This is a genomic window from Bacillus pacificus (genome assembly GCF_020861345.1).
Classification (GTDB): domain Bacteria; phylum Bacillota; class Bacilli; order Bacillales; family Bacillaceae_G; genus Bacillus_A; species Bacillus_A pacificus.
This window is the reverse complement of sequence record NZ_CP086328.1, coordinates 3954571-3974779: the sequence shown is the minus strand read 5'-3', so window position 1 is coordinate 3974779 and position 20209 is coordinate 3954571. Positions and strand designations below refer to the sequence as shown.

Annotated in this window: 19 protein-coding genes; 12 read left to right on the top strand and 7 right to left on the bottom strand. The window is 36.2% G+C overall.

Annotation, left to right across the window (positions count from 1 at the left end; all coding sequences use genetic code 11):
- Positions 1–28 precede the first annotated feature (28 nt).
- From LMD38_RS20645 to LMD38_RS20625, 6 genes are all read left to right on the top strand, one after another.
- A complete protein-coding gene (locus tag LMD38_RS20645) occupies positions 29–4567 on the top strand; it encodes a cation-translocating P-type ATPase (RefSeq protein WP_062822690.1) in 4539 nt (1512 codons plus the stop codon).
- Positions 4568–4580: 13 nt separating this feature from the next.
- Positions 4581–4877 carry a hypothetical protein gene (locus tag LMD38_RS20640; protein ID WP_000619722.1) on the top strand — a complete coding sequence of 99 codons (297 nt, stop codon included), beginning with the start codon at positions 4581–4583 and terminating at the stop codon, positions 4875–4877.
- Complete coding sequence (locus LMD38_RS20635; protein ID WP_000149057.1) at positions 4867–5100, top strand: hypothetical protein; 234 nt, start codon at positions 4867–4869, stop codon at positions 5098–5100. Before LMD38_RS20640 ends, LMD38_RS20635 begins: the two co-directional genes overlap by 11 nt.
- Before the next feature lie 51 nt (positions 5101–5151).
- On the top strand, positions 5152–5832 hold the full coding sequence (ytaF, locus tag LMD38_RS20630) for a sporulation membrane protein YtaF (protein ID WP_228920378.1): 681 nt from the start codon (positions 5152–5154) through the stop codon (positions 5830–5832).
- A gap of 20 nt (positions 5833–5852) precedes the next feature.
- Positions 5853–6089, top strand: coding sequence for a hypothetical protein (locus LMD38_RS28745; RefSeq protein ID WP_071713437.1), 237 nt, complete (start codon positions 5853–5855; stop codon positions 6087–6089).
- A 175-nt stretch (positions 6090–6264) separates the two neighbouring features.
- Entirely contained in the window at positions 6265–6906 is a 642-nt protein-coding gene (locus LMD38_RS20625) for a helix-turn-helix domain-containing protein (protein ID WP_049112533.1), read from the top strand.
- 120 nt (positions 6907–7026) lie between these two features.
- Here LMD38_RS20625 and LMD38_RS20620 read toward each other — a convergent pair whose 3' ends face one another.
- The gene (locus LMD38_RS20620; protein WP_001091649.1) at positions 7027–8262 is read right to left on the bottom strand and encodes an ammonium transporter; all 1236 of its coding nucleotides are present in this window, start codon (positions 8260–8262) and stop codon (positions 7027–7029) included.
- 213 nt (positions 8263–8475) lie between these two features.
- On the opposite strand from LMD38_RS20620, the gene LMD38_RS20615 reads away from it, so the two are divergent.
- Positions 8476–9777 carry an alpha-amylase family glycosyl hydrolase gene (locus tag LMD38_RS20615; protein WP_049112534.1) on the top strand — a complete coding sequence of 434 codons (1302 nt, stop codon included), beginning with the start codon at positions 8476–8478 and terminating at the stop codon, positions 9775–9777.
- Positions 9778–10037: 260 nt separating this feature from the next.
- Entirely contained in the window at positions 10038–10922 is an 885-nt protein-coding gene (locus LMD38_RS20610) for a helix-turn-helix domain-containing protein (protein WP_000397884.1), read from the top strand.
- A 795-nt stretch (positions 10923–11717) separates the two neighbouring features.
- Here the strand turns inward: LMD38_RS20610 and LMD38_RS20605 are convergent.
- Positions 11718–12209: a YajQ family cyclic di-GMP-binding protein gene (locus LMD38_RS20605; RefSeq protein ID WP_016716858.1), complete on the bottom strand. Its 492-nt coding sequence runs from the start codon at positions 12207–12209 to the stop codon at positions 11718–11720.
- A 247-nt stretch (positions 12210–12456) separates the two neighbouring features.
- On the opposite strand from LMD38_RS20605, the gene LMD38_RS20600 reads away from it, so the two are divergent.
- Positions 12457–13311 carry a CvfB family protein gene (locus LMD38_RS20600; protein ID WP_000281266.1) on the top strand — a complete coding sequence of 285 codons (855 nt, stop codon included), beginning with the start codon at positions 12457–12459 and terminating at the stop codon, positions 13309–13311.
- Between the two features lie 49 nt (positions 13312–13360).
- On the opposite strand, the gene prsA is transcribed toward LMD38_RS20600, so the two are convergent.
- The gene (prsA, locus tag LMD38_RS20595; protein ID WP_001214227.1) at positions 13361–14218 is read right to left on the bottom strand and encodes a peptidylprolyl isomerase PrsA; all 858 of its coding nucleotides are present in this window, start codon (positions 14216–14218) and stop codon (positions 13361–13363) included.
- Positions 14219–14348: 130 nt separating this feature from the next.
- Positions 14349–14480: a DUF3941 domain-containing protein gene (locus LMD38_RS20590; protein ID WP_001120845.1), complete on the bottom strand. Its 132-nt coding sequence runs from the start codon at positions 14478–14480 to the stop codon at positions 14349–14351.
- A 100-nt stretch (positions 14481–14580) separates the two neighbouring features.
- Between LMD38_RS20590 and LMD38_RS20585 the strand changes: the two genes are divergently transcribed.
- The gene (locus LMD38_RS20585; RefSeq protein WP_000364456.1) at positions 14581–15438 is read left to right on the top strand and encodes a YitT family protein; all 858 of its coding nucleotides are present in this window, start codon (positions 14581–14583) and stop codon (positions 15436–15438) included.
- A 25-nt stretch (positions 15439–15463) separates the two neighbouring features.
- Here LMD38_RS20585 and LMD38_RS20580 read toward each other — a convergent pair whose 3' ends face one another.
- From LMD38_RS20580 to LMD38_RS20570, 3 genes are all read right to left on the bottom strand, one after another.
- Entirely contained in the window at positions 15464–15661 is a 198-nt protein-coding gene (locus LMD38_RS20580; protein ID WP_000527392.1) for a DUF3813 domain-containing protein, read from the bottom strand.
- On the bottom strand, positions 15662–15802 hold the full coding sequence (locus LMD38_RS20575; protein WP_000516816.1) for a hypothetical protein: 141 nt from the start codon (positions 15800–15802) through the stop codon (positions 15662–15664).
- Between the two features lie 105 nt (positions 15803–15907).
- Positions 15908–16717, bottom strand: a complete 810-nt coding sequence (locus LMD38_RS20570) for a Cof-type HAD-IIB family hydrolase (RefSeq protein ID WP_001041235.1) — start codon at positions 16715–16717, stop codon at positions 15908–15910.
- A 494-nt stretch (positions 16718–17211) separates the two neighbouring features.
- Between LMD38_RS20570 and LMD38_RS20565 the strand changes: the two genes are divergently transcribed.
- Positions 17212–17391 (top strand): YjzC family protein, encoded by a 180-nt coding sequence (locus LMD38_RS20565; protein WP_000531421.1) that lies wholly within the window; start codon positions 17212–17214, stop codon positions 17389–17391.
- 211 nt (positions 17392–17602) lie between these two features.
- Positions 17603–20203, top strand: a complete 2601-nt coding sequence (gene clpB, locus LMD38_RS20560; protein ID WP_016716861.1) for an ATP-dependent chaperone ClpB — start codon at positions 17603–17605, stop codon at positions 20201–20203.
- The last annotated feature ends 6 nt before the right edge of the window (positions 20204–20209 follow it).

Sequence of the window (20209 nt, the reverse complement as noted above, 5' to 3'; positions counted from 1 at the left end):
TTCATTTACAAGAATAAGGAGGATGATGATGCAGAGTAAATCATTGAAAACGAGATTTATACGATCGTTACCTGGAAGAATTCGAATTGAAATATATAAACTGAAATACAATACAAATATGGCGAACTTGATAGTAGAACGTTTTCGTGACGTGGAAGGTATTTATCAAGTAAGTCCCTCTATTTCTACGGGAAGAGCCCTTATTACTTACGATATCAACAAGACCTCTCTACATACAATTTGTGAAATAATTAAACTCCTAGAAGAACAAATTACAAAAAATAATAACCTTAATAATATGGAAGAAACGAAGAAAGTAGAAGATTCTTCATCTAGTGTAATTTCTTACGAGAAAAAAGGTGAAGGTGTCCCGTTACCGTTAGCGCTTTCTGTTGCTGGATTAGGTGCATTTGGTATAAAGCAATTATTTATGGGAAGGTCAGCTTTAGCTAGAAGTCCAGGGCTTTTTTATGTATCGGGTGCTTTATCCGTTGTAACAGGATATCCGTTTCTTAAACGAGGATTCAAAAAAATGGTTGCTAGCAAAAAAGTGAATTCTGATTTAGTGCTTGGCATAGGAACGCTAGCGCTAGCACTTGCGCGAGAAAATATTATCGTATTAGCGGGACTTAGTCTATTAAACTATTTAAATTGGAAGCGTAGTCAGGCGAATATAAATGAAGAAACAGATTCGTACAAAGAAAGGATGTTATCCCCGGAGATTAAAGCATACAGTGAAAGACAATCGAAATGGGGTATGCTTTTTGGCGGAGCAACATGGGCATTTACGAGAAATCCGTTACGCGGAATGGCGGTTTTATTAGCTGCGAATCCAAAACCTGCTGTTTCATCTGCTGAGTATGCGTGGCGACAAGGGGATCTCGTTGCGCGAGAAAGAGGATACGTTATTCCAAATGAAGGGTCATTATCTCAATTGTCTCGAACGAGAACGGTCGTATTTGACGATGTGTCTCGTATATTCCGTAATGAAGAAGCGGAGATTAGCTGCGTTTCAGAAGATGAAGGGCAAGTTTTGTGCACGGCAGCTTCGTTACTAGAGAAAAGTGAGCATGATTGGAAAGATGAGGTTGTGCAACGAGCGAAGCAAACAAGAAAAACGTTAAGGAAAGCTTTTGAAGTTGAAGCTGATGATGAAGGGATAAAAGGTGAAATACAAGGTATGCCATCTTTTGTCGGTAGTAAAGAATTTGCAGAACGAAATGGTGTAGATATAAGCCTATATGAGTTAGAAGCGAAGAGACTAAGCAAAGAAGGGTTTAACATTCAGTTTGTAGCAAAGGGTCAAAAATGCCTCGGATTGTTAGTTGGATCAAAAATAACAATTGTTCCTGAGTTTGCACATATCTTTCATAAGTTAAACGAAAATAAATGGGCAATAGCTGTTATGGGAAATAGTTTAAATATAAATGAGGATGTTCTTACGCAATACGGTATAGATACAAGCTGGCGACATAGCGATGTTGTAGAACGTGTAGAGCGTATCCGTTTGAATGGGGAAGAAGTGTTATTTGTATGTGAGGAAAAGATTGAATTTCCGTCAGTAGCTCACTATGAAATGAAAAATATTTTCCAATCAATAGCGTATGCAAAACGAATAGATATGCTAGTGAAGGAACATTTTCGAGTAGCAAAAATGTGGAATATTGCTGGAGAGATGTTGGCTGTTTGGTCTATATTTACTGCACCTGTCATCGCTTTAATGGCGAATGCTCTATCTTTAACATTTTTATCTAGAGCAAAGCGGGTGAGTGAGAAGATTTTTTCTAATAAAGAGATAGGGAATAAGAACGACTCGTCAGTGAGAGAACCTTCTACTAAATGGTATACACTCTCGCAAGAAGATGTAATAAATGATTTACAAGTGGAGAAACAGCGAGGATTAAGTGAGCAAGAAGTGCAAGTGCGACAAAAAAAGTATGGGGTGAATACAATTGAACCGAAGCAGTCTGTTCCTTGGGTTGTTTCATTTATGGGCCAATTTAAAGAGTTTACATCGCTTATTTTACTTGGAGCAGCTGGATTGTCTGTATTATCAGGCGGTGTGTTTGACGGATTAGCAATGGGCATAATCCTCGTTGTCAATGCGGTAATTGGAACCCTTCAAGAGCGGAAGGCCGAAAAAGTAGTGGAAGCTTTAAATCAATTCCGTGCGCCGAATTGTATAGTACTTCGAGAAGGGGAAGAAGTAGAAATAGCAAGTAGTGAGCTTGTTCCCGGTGATATTGTTTGCCTGCAGGCTGGAGACCGTGTACCTGCTGATCTTCGTACTATACATTCTTGGAATTTGGAAGTGAATGAAGCAATGTTAACGGGGGAGTCTCTACCTGTTGAGAAGAAAGTGGATGCTATAGGAGAAGAATGTTCGTTAGCGGAGCGGAATAATATGCTCTTTATGGGTACGTCTGTAACGCGCGGTAAGGCGAAAGCTATAGTAGTGGAAACAGGGATGAATACAGAAATGGGCTATATGATTTCCTTGATGAAAGGAGAAGAAACAGAACCTACACCACTCCAGCAAAAGGTGACGTCTATTAGTAAAACGTTTATTAAAGGGGCTTTTGTAGCTGGTGGTATTGTACTTGTAGCGGGGTTACTACGTGGTTTACCAATTACGCAAATGATTACAACATCGGTTGCCCTTACAGCATCAGCTGTTCCAGAAGGTTTGCCGATTATGATTACAATCGCTTTAAGCGCAGGGATATTCCGTATGCAGAAGCAAAATGCGCTCGTTCGGAAGCTTTCCAGTTTAGAAACGTTGGGTAGAACAACGGTTATTTGCTCTGATAAAACAGGTACTCTTACGAAGAACGAAATGACGGTTAAAGTGATCGCTACGCCAAATCGTGTATGGAGTGTATCTGGTGACGGATATGAACCAGTTGGTAAGATTTCGGATGTAACGTCATCTAAAGTCGCTGCTGCTGTAGAGATGGAAGTAGAAGAAGTGACTTATCATGAAAGTGAAAATACACCATTAGAACATCCGGATTTAGTTCGCGTTCTGCAAATTAGTGTTCTTTGTAATAATAGTAAATTAGAACAAGAGGAGGATCAGTGGATTGTGAAAGGTGACCCGACTGAAGGAGCTTTGTTAAGTTTGGCCTCTAAAGTGGGGGTGTCACATGAAGATATGAAATCATTTGAACGACATCATGAAGAACCGTTTGACTCTGAGACGAAAATTATGAGTGTCGTTTGTAAGGAAAATGAATCAATCTATAAGTTTTCGAAAGGGTCTGTAGAGGCGATTCTTACTAGATGTAAATGGTATCAACATAATGGCGAAATCTATCCGTTATGTGATGAGGAAAAAGAAGTGATTTTACAACAAAATGAAGGTTTTGCAGAACAGGCGCTGCGAGTATTAGCGTTTGCGTATAGTAATGGTGAAAATGATGACCTTATTTTTGTTGGATTAGTTGGTATGATTGATCCGCCGAAACCTGAAGTGGAAGAGAGTATTCGTGAAGCGATTGAACTTGGTGTAAAACCAGTCATGATTACTGGGGATCATCCGACTACGGCGATCTCTATTGCGAAGCAGACTGGCATTTGGAATCGTGATGATCGTGTTTTAACAGGGATAGAAATTGATAATTTAACAGATGAAGAGTTGGAAAATATCGTGAAAAACACGTCTGTGTTTGCGCGAGTAACACCAGCCCATAAATTACGCATAGTAACTGCATATCAAGCTGACGGTCAAATTGTTGCGATGACTGGAGATGGTGTGAATGATACGCCTGCTATAAAGAAAGCGAACATCGGTATTGCAATGGGGCAAACGGGAACAGAAGTAACGAAAGAGGCTGCCGATCTTATATTGAAAAAAGATCATTTCGGTTCCATTGTGGAAGGGGTAAAAGAAGGTAGAACGATCATTGGTAATATTCGAAAAGCGGTTGGGTGTTTATTAACGGGAAATTTAGCTGAAGTATTAGTGACAAGTGCAGCAGTTATTGCAGGAATGCCCATTCCGTTAGTGCCAATTCAAATTTTATTAATGAATCTTATTACAGATGCTTTACCAGCGATGATTTTAGCTGTAAATCCTGGAAACAAAACGAAGCAAACGAAACGTCAAGATATTGTTGATAAAGAGCTATACAAAAAGGTTGTAACGCGAGGCATACTGCTTGGAGCAGGTTCACTTGCTTTATTCGGTATGAGCTTAGCGGCTGGCGTGCCTCTTGCGGTAGCGCAAACATCAGCATTTGCTGCATTAGTTGCAGGTCAACTTATTCAAACATTTTCTTGGAGACAAGAAGGGTCAGATGAAACGATGCGTGATTGGTCAAAAGATCGTTTCTTTGTAACAGCATTAGGAACGTCTTGGCTTGTATTATTATCAGCTATATATGTTCCGCCGTTTGCTCGTATATTCCATACTGTTCCATTGACATTTATGCAATGGGTACCTGTTCTTCTTGTAGCGGGCACAGTATCTCAAATTTCAAAACCTATTATTAATTTAGTTTCATATAAGAATGATGATACGAAAAAATTGGCAGTTAATGAACTAGCATTATTAAAAACAGTGTAAAGGAGTAATGAAGATGATACGAAAAATTGTTATTGGGTCTACTTTAGCGTTAGCGAGTGCCGCTTTATTACCTGTTGTAAGAAATACACTTCGTCCACTTGCTGAATCAGGTACAAAAGTTGTGAAATCTACTTTTGAAACAATTAAAGAAGAAGTAGAAGATATTATTGTAGAAGCGAAAATGGATAGAATGCAAAAACAATTTGAGAAAGAACTTTCTTATGTTGAAGATGATTATGCTGAAGAGCAAGAGGTAATAGAAGCGGCTGCAAAGGTTGAGGAAAAGGAGGAAGTAAGAAATGACGCATAAAGTTGTTGAACAAAATGTAGATTACCATTTAGAAAAAGCGTTAGAGCATTTTGAACAGGCGTTAGACTTGAGTGTAAAGGTAGCATCAGAAAATAAAGAGATGCAAAAAGAGATTGCTACTAAAATGGGGTCTTTTACAGGAGAAATTTTTCGATCTGTTCGTGAAAAAGGAAAGGTGAATCGCATGAATATAATGAAGTGGTTCACGCTACCACGTTTGTAAACAGGGCCGTTAATTGGAAGGGATATAGGGAGTTTTGTCTCCCTTATCCATATTCCGTACTATGTATGTCACGTTAGTTTCCGGAATGTTCAACAATATGAAGGGGTGAACGAAATGGCAGCGTGGATAATGGTATTGGCATTAACATTTTCATCAAGTATCGATAACTTAGGAGTAGGAATTTCTTACGGCATTCGAAATATAAAAATTAGTCATCTATCAAACTTTATTATTTCGATAATTTGTTTTTTATTTAGTGTAGTAGGAATATATTTTGGCTTATGGCTGTCAAAAATTTTACCTGGGATTATGCCTGTTGTAATCGGTTCGTTCTTATTAGTGATAATTGGTCTCCGAATTATTTTACTAGCAATTCCTCGTAAAGTTCCGGTGCAAGAGACTGAGGGAGAAGTGGCAAGTACAGAAATAAATGGTTTAACGAAAAATATCGGTAAATGTGGTGAAATCGGTTTTGTAGAGTCTATTTTTCTTGGAATTGGTTTGTCTGCGAATGCACTAACGAATGGTTTAGGAGCAGGGTTGTTCGGTTTGAATCCAATTGCCATTTGTATTGCCGCTGCAGTGGGTAGTTTTATTACAGTATGGGGCGGAGTTGCGTTAGGGAGAAAGATTGCTCACGTTCGTATCGGTAAGTTCACTTTAGGTCAGTTTGGTACATTGATTAGTGGAACATTATTATTAGTTATTGCGTTTGCTGCATTTTTTGATTAATTCATAGAAGGTGAGTGAAATTGAGATTACTGTATAAAAGGCTAAAGTACTCGGAGTTAGAGTCGGAGTTGCAGTTAGTAGAAAGTGTTTTAACTTCAGGGTACTTTATTTTATTAGATTTATTCTTTGTATCTTTCTTATTGATGATACTAACCTTTTCTCTACATCATTCATTTTTTATGGCCATCGTCATATTCGTGAGTTCTTATATAATTTGCGGTAGTGTATTTGTATTATTGCGGAAATGGTTAAAATGATTTTAAAAAGCTATCTTGAATAGAAGATAGCTTTTTTGTTTGTAAAATGTAAACATATAAAGGGACTTCTATCTTGTAAATGGTCAGAAAAATTTGTTAATATAAAATGTATAGTGATGTAGTTATTTTTTATATAATAACTATGGTTATTCTCGTGAATAAAGGGGAATGAGATATGTCTCAAGATAATGAAAAAAGTAATCTTGGATTGTTGTTGAAAAAATTACTTAAGGAAAAGTCTTTATCGATGCGAAAACTTAGTGCGCTCACTAATATTGATACCGCTACAATTTCAATGATTGTAAATGGTAAGCGAAAGGCGAATCCGAAGCATTTGCAAAAGTTCGCAGAGAGCCTTGATGTTCCGGTAGGTGATTTGTTTGTAGCGGCAGGTTATTCTATTGACACGAAACAGGAGGAGCAATCTGATATTCACGTTTCCATTAATAATATTGAACACTTACTTGAATCTGCTCAGCTATATGATCAAAAGTTTAGTATATCAAATGTAGAGCAGCAGTTAGCGAATTATGAACAATATTCGCAAACAGAAGAAGGGAAAGAAACAATTGAAAAGGGGTTTCTTGAAAAGATTCAAAAGGTAAGCAGTATCGGCCCATTTATTAATGATTTGAAAGAATTGTACGAGAGATTTTCGAAGAAGAAAGGAACGACTGCAGAACTTGCTTTAATGGGAAGTGCGCTCATTTACTTTATATTATCGGTCGATGTAATCCCAGATTATATATTTCCAATCGGCTATTTAGATGATGCGGTTGCGGTACAACTCGTTTTAAATGCACTAATGAAAAGATAAGATGTTTATATGAATAGATAGATAAAGATATTTATATACCAATAGTTTGGGATAATTGTATCGTTATGAATATACGAAAAAGGTGTACCCCGTGTTAGAACGGAGTACACCTTTTTCGTTTTAATTAGCCGATTTTTCTACATACTCATAAGCTTTCTCCCCATGCATTGAAATATCAAGTCCCATATGTTCCTCGTGCTCATCTACCCGGACAGGGAGGAAGAAGTTAATTGCTTTAATAATCGCGTACGTCATTATAATTGTGAACGCATATGTTGCACCGATTGCTACAAGTTGTTTAAACAGCAACGCGGCGTTTCCGTAAAATAATCCGTTAGCGCCATCGCTGTTTACGGTAGTAGTTGCAAATAGTCCTGTCGCAATGCCGCCCCAAGTTCCGCCGATGCCGTGACATCCAAATGCATCGAGTGTATCGTCGTATCCGAATTTTGTTTTTAAGAAAAAGACCGCTCCGAAGCATAATACGCCGCCAATTGCTCCGATAAGAAGAGCTGAGAAAGGTGTAACGAACCCGCAAGCTGGTGTAATAGCGACTAGACCGGAAACGGCGCCACAAGCAGCTCCCATCGCGGTCGGTTTTGATTGGAAGAACCACTCTGAAAGCATCCAAGTTAATGCGGAGGCAGCGGCAGCTATATTTGTATTAATAAATGCAGTTAAAGCTACATCATTTAAAGATAATGCGCTTCCGACGTTAAAACCGAACCAGCCGAACCATAGCAGCCCAGCGCCTAACATCGTAAATGGTAAATGATGAGGAGACGAACCGTTTATGTTTTTTCGTTTTCCAAGGAAAATAGCTAATACGAGGCCAGCCACGCCAGATGTAATATGAACGACATTACCGCCAGCGAAGTCTAATGCGCCAAGTTCTCTTAGCCATCCGCCAACGCCCCATACCCAATGAGCGACAGGATTGTAAACGATTGTTGTCCATAGAAGGATGAAAATAAGGAAAGCTGAAAATCGCATTCTTTCGGCAAATGCTCCTGAAATTAGAGCGGGGGTTAGAATAGCAAACATGAGTTGAAACATCATAAATAAATTGTGAGGAATAGTAGATGAGTAGTCTGGATTTGGTGCGTAGGTAACTCCGTTTAAACCGAACCAATTGAATGTGCCGATAAGTCCGTGCCAATCGGGTCCGAATGATAAAGAATAACCAATTACAATCCATTGAATCGAAACGATAGCCATTGCGCTATAACTATGCATTGTCGTACTGAGTACGTTTTTACTGCGAACCATACCTCCATAAAAAAGTGCTAATCCTGGTGTCATTAACATGACCATTACTGTCGCTACAAACATAAAAACCGTATCTCCTGTATTCATTCTCTCTCCTCCTATAATGTTAGAAAAAATAACATCAATTTGTTATGTTTCATATCATATTCGAAATAAAGAGAAGAATCAACTAAAAATTCAGAAAACTTTATATGTAATGTTAGAAAATCTAACATGGAGTAATTTAATAAGAATGAAATCAACGTATGCGATTCGTTCGGATAATTGGTATAATATTCTTACAATTAAAATACATGGGGGATGCGTGTGGGGAAAATACATACTAGGAAACTATTCATTTGTTTTTGTTTAGCTGTCGTTTTATTTGTACCAATACATACATTTGCAGACGAAAAAAGAGAGTGGCGAGACGAAGTTATATATTCCATTATGATTGATCGTTTTAATAATGGGGAACCGAAAAATGACAAACAGTTAGAAGTTGGCAATTTAGAAGGATATCAGGGTGGAGATATAAGAGGTATTATAAAAAGGCTGGATTACATAAAAGAAATGGGATTTACTACTGTTATGCTTTCGCCGCTTTTTGAAAGTGTAAAATACGATGGGTTAGACGTGCGCAATTTTCAGAAGGTAAATGAACATTTCGGAACAGAAAATGATGTGAAAGAACTTGTGCAAGAAGCTCATGCAAAAGGAATGAAAGTTGTATTTCAATTTCCACTTGGAGAAAACGAACAACAAGTAATTGACTCGATGAAATGGTGGATCAAAGAAGTTGATTTAGATGCAAGTTATGTAATACATAGTGAAAAAAAGTCGCCTGCTTTTTGGGATGATGTGCAAAAAGATATGCAAGTGATAAAGAAAGATTTTCGAGTTATGACAAAAGAAGATAGTGAATACAACGAAAAAATAGTAGATGCGTTTTCCAAAGCGGACGTATCGGTGAAACCTTTATATGATGTGAGTAAAAAAGACGGAGCAGCCGCTACATTTTTAGATAATCAAGATACAAAAAGATTTGCTCGTATTGCAAAAGAGAATATGAATTATCCACCATCTCGTTTGAAACTAGCTCTTACATATTTATTAACAACACCAGGTATTCCGAATTTTTATTACGGAACTGAAATTGCATTGGATGGAGGAGGTACGCCAGATAATAGACGATTAATGGACTTCAAATCAGATGAAAAGTTTATGCAACACATAACGAAACTTGGTGAGCTTAGACAAGCGAGACCATCTTTACGCCGCGGTACGTTTGAGCTTCTATACGATAAAGATGGAATGAGTGTACTAAAGAGAAAGTATAAAGATGAAGTCACATTAGTAGCGATTAATAATACGAAAGAGACGCAAAAAGTTGCTTTACCTGCAAGTACGATTGGTGAAAAACAAGAGTTAAGAGGATTGTTAGAAGATGAAATTATAAGAGAAGAAAATGGAAAGTTTTATCTCGTTTTAAAGCGTGAAGAATCAAATGTGTATAAAGTTAATAGAGAAACAGGTGTGAATTGGTTATTTATCTCCTTAATAGTTGGTGTGAACGTATTGTTTATTGCTTTTTTAATTGCGGTTAAAAAGAGACGGAAATGAGTAACGATTTTCTTTAGTATCTCGTCTTCAGTTTAAGGTAAGGCGTTGCTCTTAATAAGTATAGGGGATCAGGTTAAAGAGAAGACTTTCTCCTTAACCTGTTTTTCTGCGAAGTAAGACTCGCGCCTCGAAATGCATCTGAGCAAAGAAGTGAAAAGAACAATAGAAGAAACAATAATTGCAACTATACTAATTTTACATTACATTAAAAGATGAAAAATAATTTTATACTCATTAAGGGTTATATTTGAGGAGCGAAAATGGAATTTTACGATTTGGGTATTACCATTAAAGAACTTAGAATTAAAAAAAATATATCACAATCCGAATTGTGTCATGGAATATGTTCACAAAGTCAAATTAGCAAGATTGAAAAAGGTGTGATTTATCCATCTAGCATATTGTTATATCAATTATCAGAAAGGCTTGGTATTGATCCGAATAATATATTTGCACTAACTCAAAACAAAAAATTAAAATATATAGAAAATGTAAAATGTGTAATGAAAGACTGCATAAGACAACATCAATATAAAGAGCTTTATGAAATAGTAACAAAAGAAAAAAACTTAAATAATTTTCGAATGAAAGAAGATAAACAATTTCTAATATGGCATGAAGCAATTGCTATATATCGTGTGAATAACTCAATAAAAACAGCTTTAACTCTTTTGAATAATGCATTAAAAATAACTGTAACGAATATTGATTTTTTAACAGAGAGAGAAATAGATATTATGCAGACAATGGCTATATTTCATGCAGAAAATAAAGAATATAAAGAGAGTATTAATATATTAAAAAGATGTTTAAATAATTTTGATAAGTTAGATTTTCCTAGAGATAAAGAAATTAAATTAAAAATTATTTATAATTTAGCAAAATGTTTAAATTACACATATCAATACGAAGAAGCAAAAAAATACATTGATAAGGGTATCAAATTAGCTATTAATCTAAATACTTTATACTTATTGGGTGAACTATACTATGAAAAAGGTTCGAATTTATTAAAGCTTGAACAATCTAATAAAGAAGAAGTTGCTGATAACATGAAAACAGCGTTATTTATATTTGAATTAACAAAAAACGAAAAAAAATTACAAATAATTAAAGAAGGATATTTCGAAAAACATAATTGCTAAATAACTACTTATAGTACAATAAAACCTCTTAATATTTTTTATAAACTTGATTCTAAAATAGTATTACTTAATATGAATTTTTTAATGAAAGTTTACTTAACGTACTTTCTATTTTGAAATCTGCATCCTTATTAACACTTTATACTTCTTTTCCTTCCATATTAAAATTAAGATGGTTCAAGTAAGAGGAAGGCAACTTAAAGTGTTTTTTTATGAGCTTTATCATCAACTATTTAGTGTTTCTTTAAATTATTACATAACGTAGTTTTTTTGTACCAAGCTTTGTGAATGCAATTAGATTTATCATTTAGTGTAGTTACATTATTAGAACATCCTGTCATATGTAGAGAGAGTATAGCCAATAAAAAACATAATATTAACTTCTTCAAATAACCACTTCTAACTCTTTTATAATTAACTTTTTTTACGGAATAAGATTCCTTGTTAATTTTACATTACATTGAAGGGTGGAAAATATTCTTATACTCATAAATTGTTACGCTTGAGTAGGAGAGGGATTTTGGTTTGGGATTCAATTGATAAAGAAAGTGCTTCAAGTTGAAGGGAAATGTTCTAAGGTGTCTTTTCCTTATTTTTAAAAGATCATCCTCAATCCCATGTATAAAAAAATTCTACAATGAGACCTAGTCTAACGACGCGGTCACCTGTAAGATATTCGCATGAATAAACACTGTTCGCTCAGCAATTTTCACCGCAAATACCTTCTTGTCCTCGTCATATTGTTTCTACCCGCTAAAAAGAAAAACATCCTCTAGGCAGAGGATGTTTTTCTTTTTAGCGGTAGTTAATAAATTGTACGTCAATTGGTAAATCAGCGCTACGAACTGCTGCGATAACTGCTTGTAAGTCATCACGGCTTTTCGCTGTAACACGTACTTGATCATCTTGTACTTGTGTTTTTACTTTTAATTTCATTTCTTTAATGATATTGTTAATTCTTTTTGCGTTATCTTTATCGATACCTTGTTGAAGTGTTGCGCGTTGGCGAACAGTGTTACCAGCCGCCGCTTCAACTTTTCCGTAATCTAAGTTCTTAATTGGAACGTTACGTTTTACGAGTTTAGAAATAAGAACGTCTTTTACTTGCTCTAATTTGAACTCATCGTCAGAAGTTAAAACAAGTACTTCTTTCTCAAGTTTAATATCACTTTTACTTCCTTTAAAGTCATATCGGTTTTGGATTTCTTTTAATGCAGTATTAATTGCGTTTGTTACTTCAGGTAATTCTACTTTCGAAACGATGTCAAAAGAACTATCTTTTGCCATAGTTAGCACCTCCAAATAAATTTCTAATCTTTTTATGTACTGTACATACTAAAGTATAGCTGAAAACGAGCTTAGACTTAAGTGTTTTCATGCTTATAATGATGTAACCTCATTTTATTATAGTGAATTTTGGGCAGTTGGACAAATAAAGAGAAAATCGTGTTATAATTAACTTTTGTTTGGAATGATAAAAATATAAAAAGTTAAAAAAGTTCATTTTATATATAGAGAAGGGAATTAAAAAAATATGTATTTACAAATAGGATCGATTGAACAGGTAACTGTTTTACGCGAAACGGAAATCGGATATATGGTTGGGAATGAAGAAGAAGAAATTTTCCTACATAAAAATGAAGTAGCTGGAGAAATTGAAGAAGGCGATACGATTGATGTATTCTTATATCTTGATCACCAAAATCGTATTTCGGCAACAATGAAGGAACCAATTATTACAACGTATGATTGGAACTGGGTAAAGGTTGTAGAAGTTATTCCTAGTCTAGGTGTGTTTGTTGATATTGGTGTATCAAAAGATATACTAATTCCAGCTGATGAATTCCCAATTTATATGCCAGTATGGCCAGAAGTTGGAGACGAATTATATTGTACGTTAAAATTAACGAATCGTGATCGTTTAATTGCTCTTCCAGCAAGAGATAGTGATATGCAAGAAATCGTTGTAGATGCGACACCATCTATGCGTAATAAAAACGTAAACGGACGTGTGTATCGTTCACTTCAAGTTGGTTCGTTTGTATTAACAGATGAGCATTTCCGTGCATTTTTACATCACACAGAAAGAAAAGAGCAAGTTCGCATCGGTCAACGTGTAACGGGACGAATTATTGATGTAAAAGATGACGGTACAATTAACATCTCCCTTCTTCCTCGTAAAGAAGAAGGAATGGAAGATGATGCTGCAGTGATTTATGCATATATGGAAGAACGAGGCGGAGCAATGCCGTTTTGGGATAAGAGCTATCCAGAAGACATTAAAGAGCGTTTCAATATGAGTAAAGCTGCATTTAAGCGTGCACTTGGTAAGTTGATGAAAGAAGAAAAGGTTTACCAAGAAGAAGGTTGGACGTACTTTAAGAAATAAAGGAAATAAAAAGCACCACCTTATATTTTACCTATAAGGTGGTGCTTTTTTAATTCCCTTGCTCATGTACAAGAGTGAACGTATCTTTCAACTCACTATCGTTTATTTTAATATTTGCTTTTTTTAATTCATTTTGCAATAGTTTTTTGCCGAATATAGGGTCAGAGATACGTTCTTCTTCTAAGTTTTTGCGAATAGAGTCTTTCACTTCATCATAAGGCTTTAAAGCTTTTTTATCAGTTAATTTAATAATATGATAACCGTTTGGTGATGCAACGGGATTGCTAATTTGTCCGACCTTTAGTTTATAGGCAGCAGTTTCAAATTCAGGTGCCATTCTACCTGAATTGAAGTATCCAAGGTCTCCGCCTTTCTCTTTTGATAGTAGGTCTTGCGATTCTTGTTTTGCTAGTTCTTCAAATGAAGCACCAGCATCTAATTTTTTCTTTATTTCTTTTGCTTCATTTTCGTCACTTACTAAAATATGGCTTGCTTTAATTTCAGGTTTATAGTGGTCTTTCACGTCTTTTTCTGTAATACTTTTCTTAATCGCTTCATTCATAGCAAGTTTGAACTTAATTTGATTTTTGAAATCAGCTTCATCTTTTAAACCATTGTTTTTCAATACGTTTTTAAATTGGTCTCCGTATTGATTTTTCGCTTTTTGTAATTCTTTATCTACATCATCGTCAGATACTTTATATTTTTTCGTGATAACGTCTTGCGCCATCATTTCGTACAGCATGTCTTTTCCGTAACGATCTTTCAACTGTTTTTCGAAGTCGCTCTTCGTAATGGTTGAGTCTGTTGCTGTAGCGACTGTATCTGAGTCGTTTTTTTGTCCACAAGCAGATAGCATTAATATACTTAGTAGTGCAGTAATAATGAAAATGTGTTTCCCTCTCATGCTAACACCTCATCCGAATATGTTATCGCTATTGTAGAATATAGAAGTGAACATGAAGTGAATTTTTAATGTTTTTTCCCTGTAAACTGTAAAAAAAGTACACCAACAATATTGTCGGTGTACGATGGAATCAAAGGTGATCAGTCTTTTTAGAATAGGCACGCTTACCTTGTTCTATATTCTTTTGTTCTTGCTCATTTTTTTGCGCGCGTTTTGCATTATTATCGCGTGCTTTTTTGTCGTTATCACTCGTATGTGGCATATGTATCAACTCCATTTCTAAACGTTGTACGTTTATCATTTCCTTTTTCGTAAAGACTATGTATAGCAGTGTACTCATGAATAATGAAGGTGGATTGGAAATGGATTTGAAGTTGAATTATACCGAACTTATAAAGAAGTTAATCGTTGTAATGGTCGCAGGTTTGTTAAATGCGATTGGAATGAATTTATTTTTAACGCCAGCGAAAGTGTATGCAAGTGGCTTTGCTGGATTGTCTCAATTGCTATCACAAATATTAGGTGATTTTTTATCTATTCACATATCAACCGGGGTATTATTTAGCTTGTTTAACATTCCAGTCGTTATTTTAGCCTGGAAAAAGGTTGGAAAGGCCTTTACTTTCTTTAGTTTTCTTTGCGTTATCTTTATGACTATGTTTTTAGAAATTATCCCAGTTAGAGCAGTTTCAAACGACATCATATTAAATGCGATTTTTGGTGGGCTTATTTCAGCAATCGGGGTAGGGATTGCGTTGAAGTGGGGGGCTTCTACAGGTGGTTTAGATATAATCGCCATGATTTTATCAAAGATTAAAGACAAGCCTGTCGGTACGTATTTTTTCTTCTTTAATGCACTGATCATTATCGCTGCCGGCTATGTGTATGGATGGGAAAAAGCATTATATACTTTAGTGACTTTGTATGTGTCAACGCGAATCATCGATGCAATTCATACGCGTCATGTGAAGATTACGGCGTTAATCGTTACGAAGAATGGGGCGGATGTACGAAAGGCGATTCACTCACGCTTAGTGAGGGGGATTACAACTATACCAGCAACTGGTGCTTATACGAATGAAAATAAGGAAATGTTAATGATTGTTATTACTCGTTACGAACTGTACGAATTAGAGAGGGTTATTAAACAAGTGGACCCAGGTGCATTTACAAACGTACTGCAAACGGTTGGGGTATTCGGATTGTTTCGAAAAGATTAAAGAGGACCAAAGCTGGTCCTCTTTTTTAATGTGCATTCGTAATGTTTTGCAACTGCTCTTGCATTTCACGTAGCTGAACTTTTTCAGCTGTTGAAGAGTTTGCGTATGCAGAGTGCAAAGCGTTTTTTGCTCTATATACGAGATCTTGTTGCTCGGCACCGCTTGAACAAGATACGGCATTTGCAACAGCATCTCTAGCTTGTTGAAATAGTAAGTTCCCCATTTAGACCCCTCCAAAAGAAGAGTTACTTCTCGCTTTTTCTGCCTCAGCTAATGTACCTCGGTACGGGAATCTTGCATCATGCTTCATAACAGCATCGGCTCCTTGTTGGATAAAACGTTTTGATTTATTCTTTTTACCCATTCGAAAAACCCCCTTTATTTAGCTGAAAACAATCGACGCGCTAACTTTTGCGTCTAATGATAGTATGAGCGTTTGGCGAGAAACTATAAGCAGGGAATTTTTAGATTACAACCCAAGAACCTCTTCTAAATATAGTGCAATGCCATCTTCTTCGTTCGTTAGCGTCGTATGGTTTGCGAGTGATTTTAATTCAGGGATGGCATTTCCCATTGCGATGCCGTGACCAGCAAATTCAATCATTTCAAAGTCGTTATCTTCATCACCGAAAGCGATAATTCGCTCTTGTGGAATGTTGTAATGACTAGAAATTTTTTGTAGTCCGACAGCTTTATTTAATCCGCTTTTTACAATTTCAATAATTGGCCAAGGTGCGCCCCATTTTCTATGGTCAATTACTTCAGCATGCATATCAGTTAAATGTTGACGAATTGCACTGGAATGCTCGTCATGTGCGTCAATTAATAAGCAAGTTGGATGATCGTTTAAAATATTTAATAAGTCTCCTGTAAAAATGTTTGGAGAACCGAATTCAAAAATATGTTTTTTATCTTCATCAATTTCACGAACATACACATCGTCCATTACTTCAGCGTATATATTTTTCACGCCAAAATCAAAGCAAGCTCGGACAATTTCTTGTGCTGTTGCTAGCTCAAGAGGAGAGTGATGTGTGCCCCACTTTGAATCAAGAGGGTGATGTACGTAAGCGCCATTAAAGTTTACGATTGGTGTATTCAGACCAAGTTCTTTATAGTAATCATAACTAGCGCGGAATGGACGTCCTGTTGAAATAACGACAATATGTCCTTGTTCCTTTGCTTTTGCAATTGTATGTTTCGTTCGAGTGGAAATTATTTTGTTGTCTGTTAATAAAGTGCCGTCTAAGTCTAGTGCGATTAAATGCTGTTTGTTCATAATTTCACCTCTTATAATAATTTATTTTTGTTTCTATCTGTATTTCCGTTTTAATATGCAGAAATAAGAGGTTAAGCTGGGTGAGACCACCAAAGATGGAAACTTCACTATATATCCATCTTACGTCGCAAAGTGTTGCGGTGTCTACTATTTCTCGCTGGAAATTAAGAAAAGTCAACATCTTTTTAGAAAGTTCAAACAATGTTTCTTTCATTATGGACAAATTGTGAAAAGGGTTACATTGTTCGTAGGATGAGGCTTATAATGAACATGTAATCTTCTCGTATATGTTTGACTCTCCTTTGAAACTGGCCTATAGTAGGTTGGTTTCTTTTTTTTCTACAAATAGGGAAGAAATCCCTGCTTTAAGCTTGTGTCATTCATGTATATGTGCAAGAATGAAATGTAGTACTTGTTTCCTAAACATGACAGACAAGCTTTCTTTTAAAATGGATATACTAATGAGGCAAAGACGTCATGGAAGGAGAATGGAAATGGGACAAAATCGTAGGTTTCGTTCTGGACAAAAAGCGCCAAATGATGGCATTTACGTAGAAATTGGTGAAACGGGAAGTATGGTGAAAGATCCGCAAATGGTAAAACTAACTGCTGGTGAAAAGTTTCCAGATAACACAAATCATAACCGCCAGTGGACATATAAAAGAAAACCGTAATAGAAGCCGCAATTATTATTGCGGCTTTTTTGTCGTTACACATTATAATTTCATTTACCGTATATTTTTCAGTCGTATCATGCATGCTCCCTTTTTCTTTTTCTAATAATAAGTTTGAAAATACATAATCAAAATTATTGTATAAAAAAGTCAGTTGGCGTATAATCAAATCAAAGGTCAAAGAAAGTCAAACATTTGGAGGACTGTAAAGATGGACTTAAATCAAATGACAACAAAAACACAAGAGGCGATTATGAGTGCTCAATCTTTAGCGGTATCTCATCATCATCAAGAAGTAGATACTGTTCATCTCTTGTTTACATTATTAGAAGAGCAAGATGGGCTAGCAGTACGTATTTTTCAAAAAATGAATGTCGATATAGAAGCGTTAAAACAAGGTGCTGAAGGTTTAATTAAGAAAAAGCCCTCTGTAACGGGAAGCGGTGCAGAAGCAGGTAAATTATATATAACAGGTGCTTTGCAACAACTGCTTGTAAGAGCAGGAAAAGAAGCAGAAAAATTGCAAGATGATTACATTTCAGTTGAACATGTATTACTTGCTTTTACTGAAGAAAAAGGCGATATAAACCAATTATTTACAAGATTTCATATTACGAAAGATAACTTATTACAGTCTTTAATGACAGTTCGGGGGAATCAAAGAGTGACTAGTCAAAATCCAGAAGCAACTTATGAAGCGTTAGAAAAATATGGTCGTGATTTAGTGGCGGAAGTAAGAGCGGGGAAAATTGACCCTGTTATCGGCCGCGATAGTGAAATTCGCCGCGTAATCCGCATTCTTTCACGTAAAACGAAAAACAACCCAGTTTTAATTGGTGAACCAGGTGTTGGTAAAACAGCAATTGTTGAAGGGTTAGCACAGCGTATTGTGAAAAAGGATGTACCTGAAGGATTAAAAGATAGAACAATCTTTGCATTAGATATGAGTGCGCTTGTAGCTGGAGCGAAATTCCGCGGTGAATTTGAAGAGCGTCTCCAAGCTGTATTAAATGAAATTAAAAAGAGTGAAGGTCGTATTTTACTATTCATTGATGAACTTCACACAATCGTCGGCGCTGGTAAAACAGAAGGCGCAATGGATGCAGGGAATATGTTAAAACCGATGCTTGCGCGTGGTGAATTGCATTGTATCGGGGCGACGACGTTAGATGAATATCGTAAATATATTGAGAAAGATCCAGCGCTAGAAAGACGTTTCCAACAAGTATTAGCAGAAGAACCAACTGTTGAAGATACAATTTCCATTTTACGTGGTTTAAAAGAGCGCTTTGAAATTTATCACGGTGTAAATATTCATGACCGCGCGATTGTAGCAGCATCAGTTTTATCAGATCGATATATTTCGGACCGTTTCTTACCAGATAAAGCAATTGACCTTGTCGATGAAGCGTGTGCAACAATTCGTACAGAAATCGATTCTATGCCGACAGAATTAGATGAAGTAACGCGCCGCATTATGCAGCTAGAAATTGAAGAAGCGGCTCTTGGAAAAGAAAAGGACTTTGGTAGCCAAGAACGTCTAAAAACGTTGCAACGTGAATTATCGGATTTAAAAGAAGTTGCAAGTGGTATGAGAGCCAAATGGGAGAAAGAAAAAGAAGATATTCACAAAGTTCGTGACTTACGTGAACATTTAGAGCGTCTGCGCCGTGAATTAGAAGAAGCAGAAGGGAATTACGATCTAAATAAAGCAGCGGAACTTCGCCACGGAAAAATTCCTGCAATTGAAAAAGAGTTAAAAGAAGCAGAAGAAATGGGCGCGCATAATAAACAAGAAAATCGTTTATTACGTGAGGAAGTAAGTGAAGAAGAAATTGCTGATATTGTTTCACGTTGGACTGGCATTCCTGTTGCAAAACTCGTTGAAGGTGAACGCGAGAAATTACTACGTTTAGAGCAAATTTTATCAGAGCGTGTCATTGGACAAGAGGAAGCGGTAAGCTTAGTATCAGACGCAGTTCTTCGTGCGCGCGCAGGTATTAAAGACCCGAACCGTCCGATTGGTTCCTTCATTTTCTTAGGACCTACTGGTGTTGGTAAAACAGAACTTGCAAAAACGTTAGCGCAGTCATTATTCGATAGTGAAGAACAAATGATTCGTATTGATATGTCTGAGTATATGGAGAAACACGCTGTGTCACGCTTAATTGGTGCGCCTCCTGGATATGTTGGATATGAAGAGGGCGGTCAATTAACAGAAGCGGTAAGACGTAAACCGTATTCGGTTATTTTATTAGACGAAATCGAAAAAGCACATCCAGAAGTATTCAACATTTTATTACAAATGTTAGATGACGGTCGCATTACAGATTCGCAAGGACGTACAGTAGACTTTAAAAACACAGTTATTATTATGACTTCAAATATTGGATCTGCTCATTTATTAGATGGATTAGAAGATGATGGCTCCATTAAAGAGGAATCAAGAGAGCTTGTTATGGGACAATTAAGAGGACATTTCCGACCAGAGTTTTTAAACCGTGTCGACGAAATTATTTTATTCAAACCTCTTACAACGAATGAAATTAAAGGTATTGTTGATAAAATTGTAAAAGAATTACAAGGTCGTTTAGCTGACCGTCACATTACGGTAGAATTAACAGACGCAGCGAAAGAGTTTGTTGTCGAAGCTGGCTTCGATCCGATGTACGGAGCCCGTCCATTAAAAAGATATGTACAGCGTCAAGTTGAGACGAAATTAGCGAGAGAATTAATTGCAGGTACGATTATTGACAATAGTCATGTAGTGGTTGATGTAGAAAATAACGAGTTAGTTGTTCATGTGAAATGAAAATAG

What these genes read in the sequence shown, in the direction of transcription:
- LMD38_RS20625 (WP_049112533.1), top strand. Translation starts at nt 6,265, where the DNA reads ATGTCTCAAGATAATGAAAAAAGTAATCTTGGATTGTTGTTGAAAAAA.
- LMD38_RS20565 (WP_000531421.1), top strand. Translation starts at nt 17,212, where the DNA reads ATGGGACAAAATCGTAGGTTTCGTTCTGGACAAAAAGCGCCAAATGAT.
- LMD38_RS20645 (WP_062822690.1), top strand. Translation starts at nt 29, where the DNA reads ATGCAGAGTAAATCATTGAAAACGAGATTTATACGATCGTTACCTGGA.
- LMD38_RS20600 (WP_000281266.1), top strand. Translation starts at nt 12,457, where the DNA reads ATGTATTTACAAATAGGATCGATTGAACAGGTAACTGTTTTACGCGAA.
- LMD38_RS20585 (WP_000364456.1), top strand. Translation starts at nt 14,581, where the DNA reads ATGGATTTGAAGTTGAATTATACCGAACTTATAAAGAAGTTAATCGTT.
- LMD38_RS20620 (WP_001091649.1), bottom strand. Translation starts at nt 8,262, where the DNA reads ATGAATACAGGAGATACGGTTTTTATGTTTGTAGCGACAGTAATGGTC.
- LMD38_RS20605 (WP_016716858.1), bottom strand. Translation starts at nt 12,209, where the DNA reads ATGGCAAAAGATAGTTCTTTTGACATCGTTTCGAAAGTAGAATTACCT.
- LMD38_RS20590 (WP_001120845.1), bottom strand. Translation starts at nt 14,480, where the DNA reads ATGCCACATACGAGTGATAACGACAAAAAAGCACGCGATAATAATGCA.
- LMD38_RS20575 (WP_000516816.1), bottom strand. Translation starts at nt 15,802, where the DNA reads ATGGGTAAAAAGAATAAATCAAAACGTTTTATCCAACAAGGAGCCGAT.
- LMD38_RS20635 (WP_000149057.1), top strand. Translation starts at nt 4,867, where the DNA reads ATGACGCATAAAGTTGTTGAACAAAATGTAGATTACCATTTAGAAAAA.
- prsA (WP_001214227.1), bottom strand. Translation starts at nt 14,218, where the DNA reads ATGAGAGGGAAACACATTTTCATTATTACTGCACTACTAAGTATATTA.
- LMD38_RS20615 (WP_049112534.1), top strand. Translation starts at nt 8,476, where the DNA reads ATGCGTGTGGGGAAAATACATACTAGGAAACTATTCATTTGTTTTTGT.
- LMD38_RS20610 (WP_000397884.1), top strand. Translation starts at nt 10,038, where the DNA reads ATGGAATTTTACGATTTGGGTATTACCATTAAAGAACTTAGAATTAAA.
- clpB (WP_016716861.1), top strand. Translation starts at nt 17,603, where the DNA reads ATGGACTTAAATCAAATGACAACAAAAACACAAGAGGCGATTATGAGT.
- LMD38_RS20640 (WP_000619722.1), top strand. Translation starts at nt 4,581, where the DNA reads ATGATACGAAAAATTGTTATTGGGTCTACTTTAGCGTTAGCGAGTGCC.
- LMD38_RS20570 (WP_001041235.1), bottom strand. Translation starts at nt 16,717, where the DNA reads ATGAACAAACAGCATTTAATCGCACTAGACTTAGACGGCACTTTATTA.
- LMD38_RS20580 (WP_000527392.1), bottom strand. Translation starts at nt 15,661, where the DNA reads ATGGGGAACTTACTATTTCAACAAGCTAGAGATGCTGTTGCAAATGCC.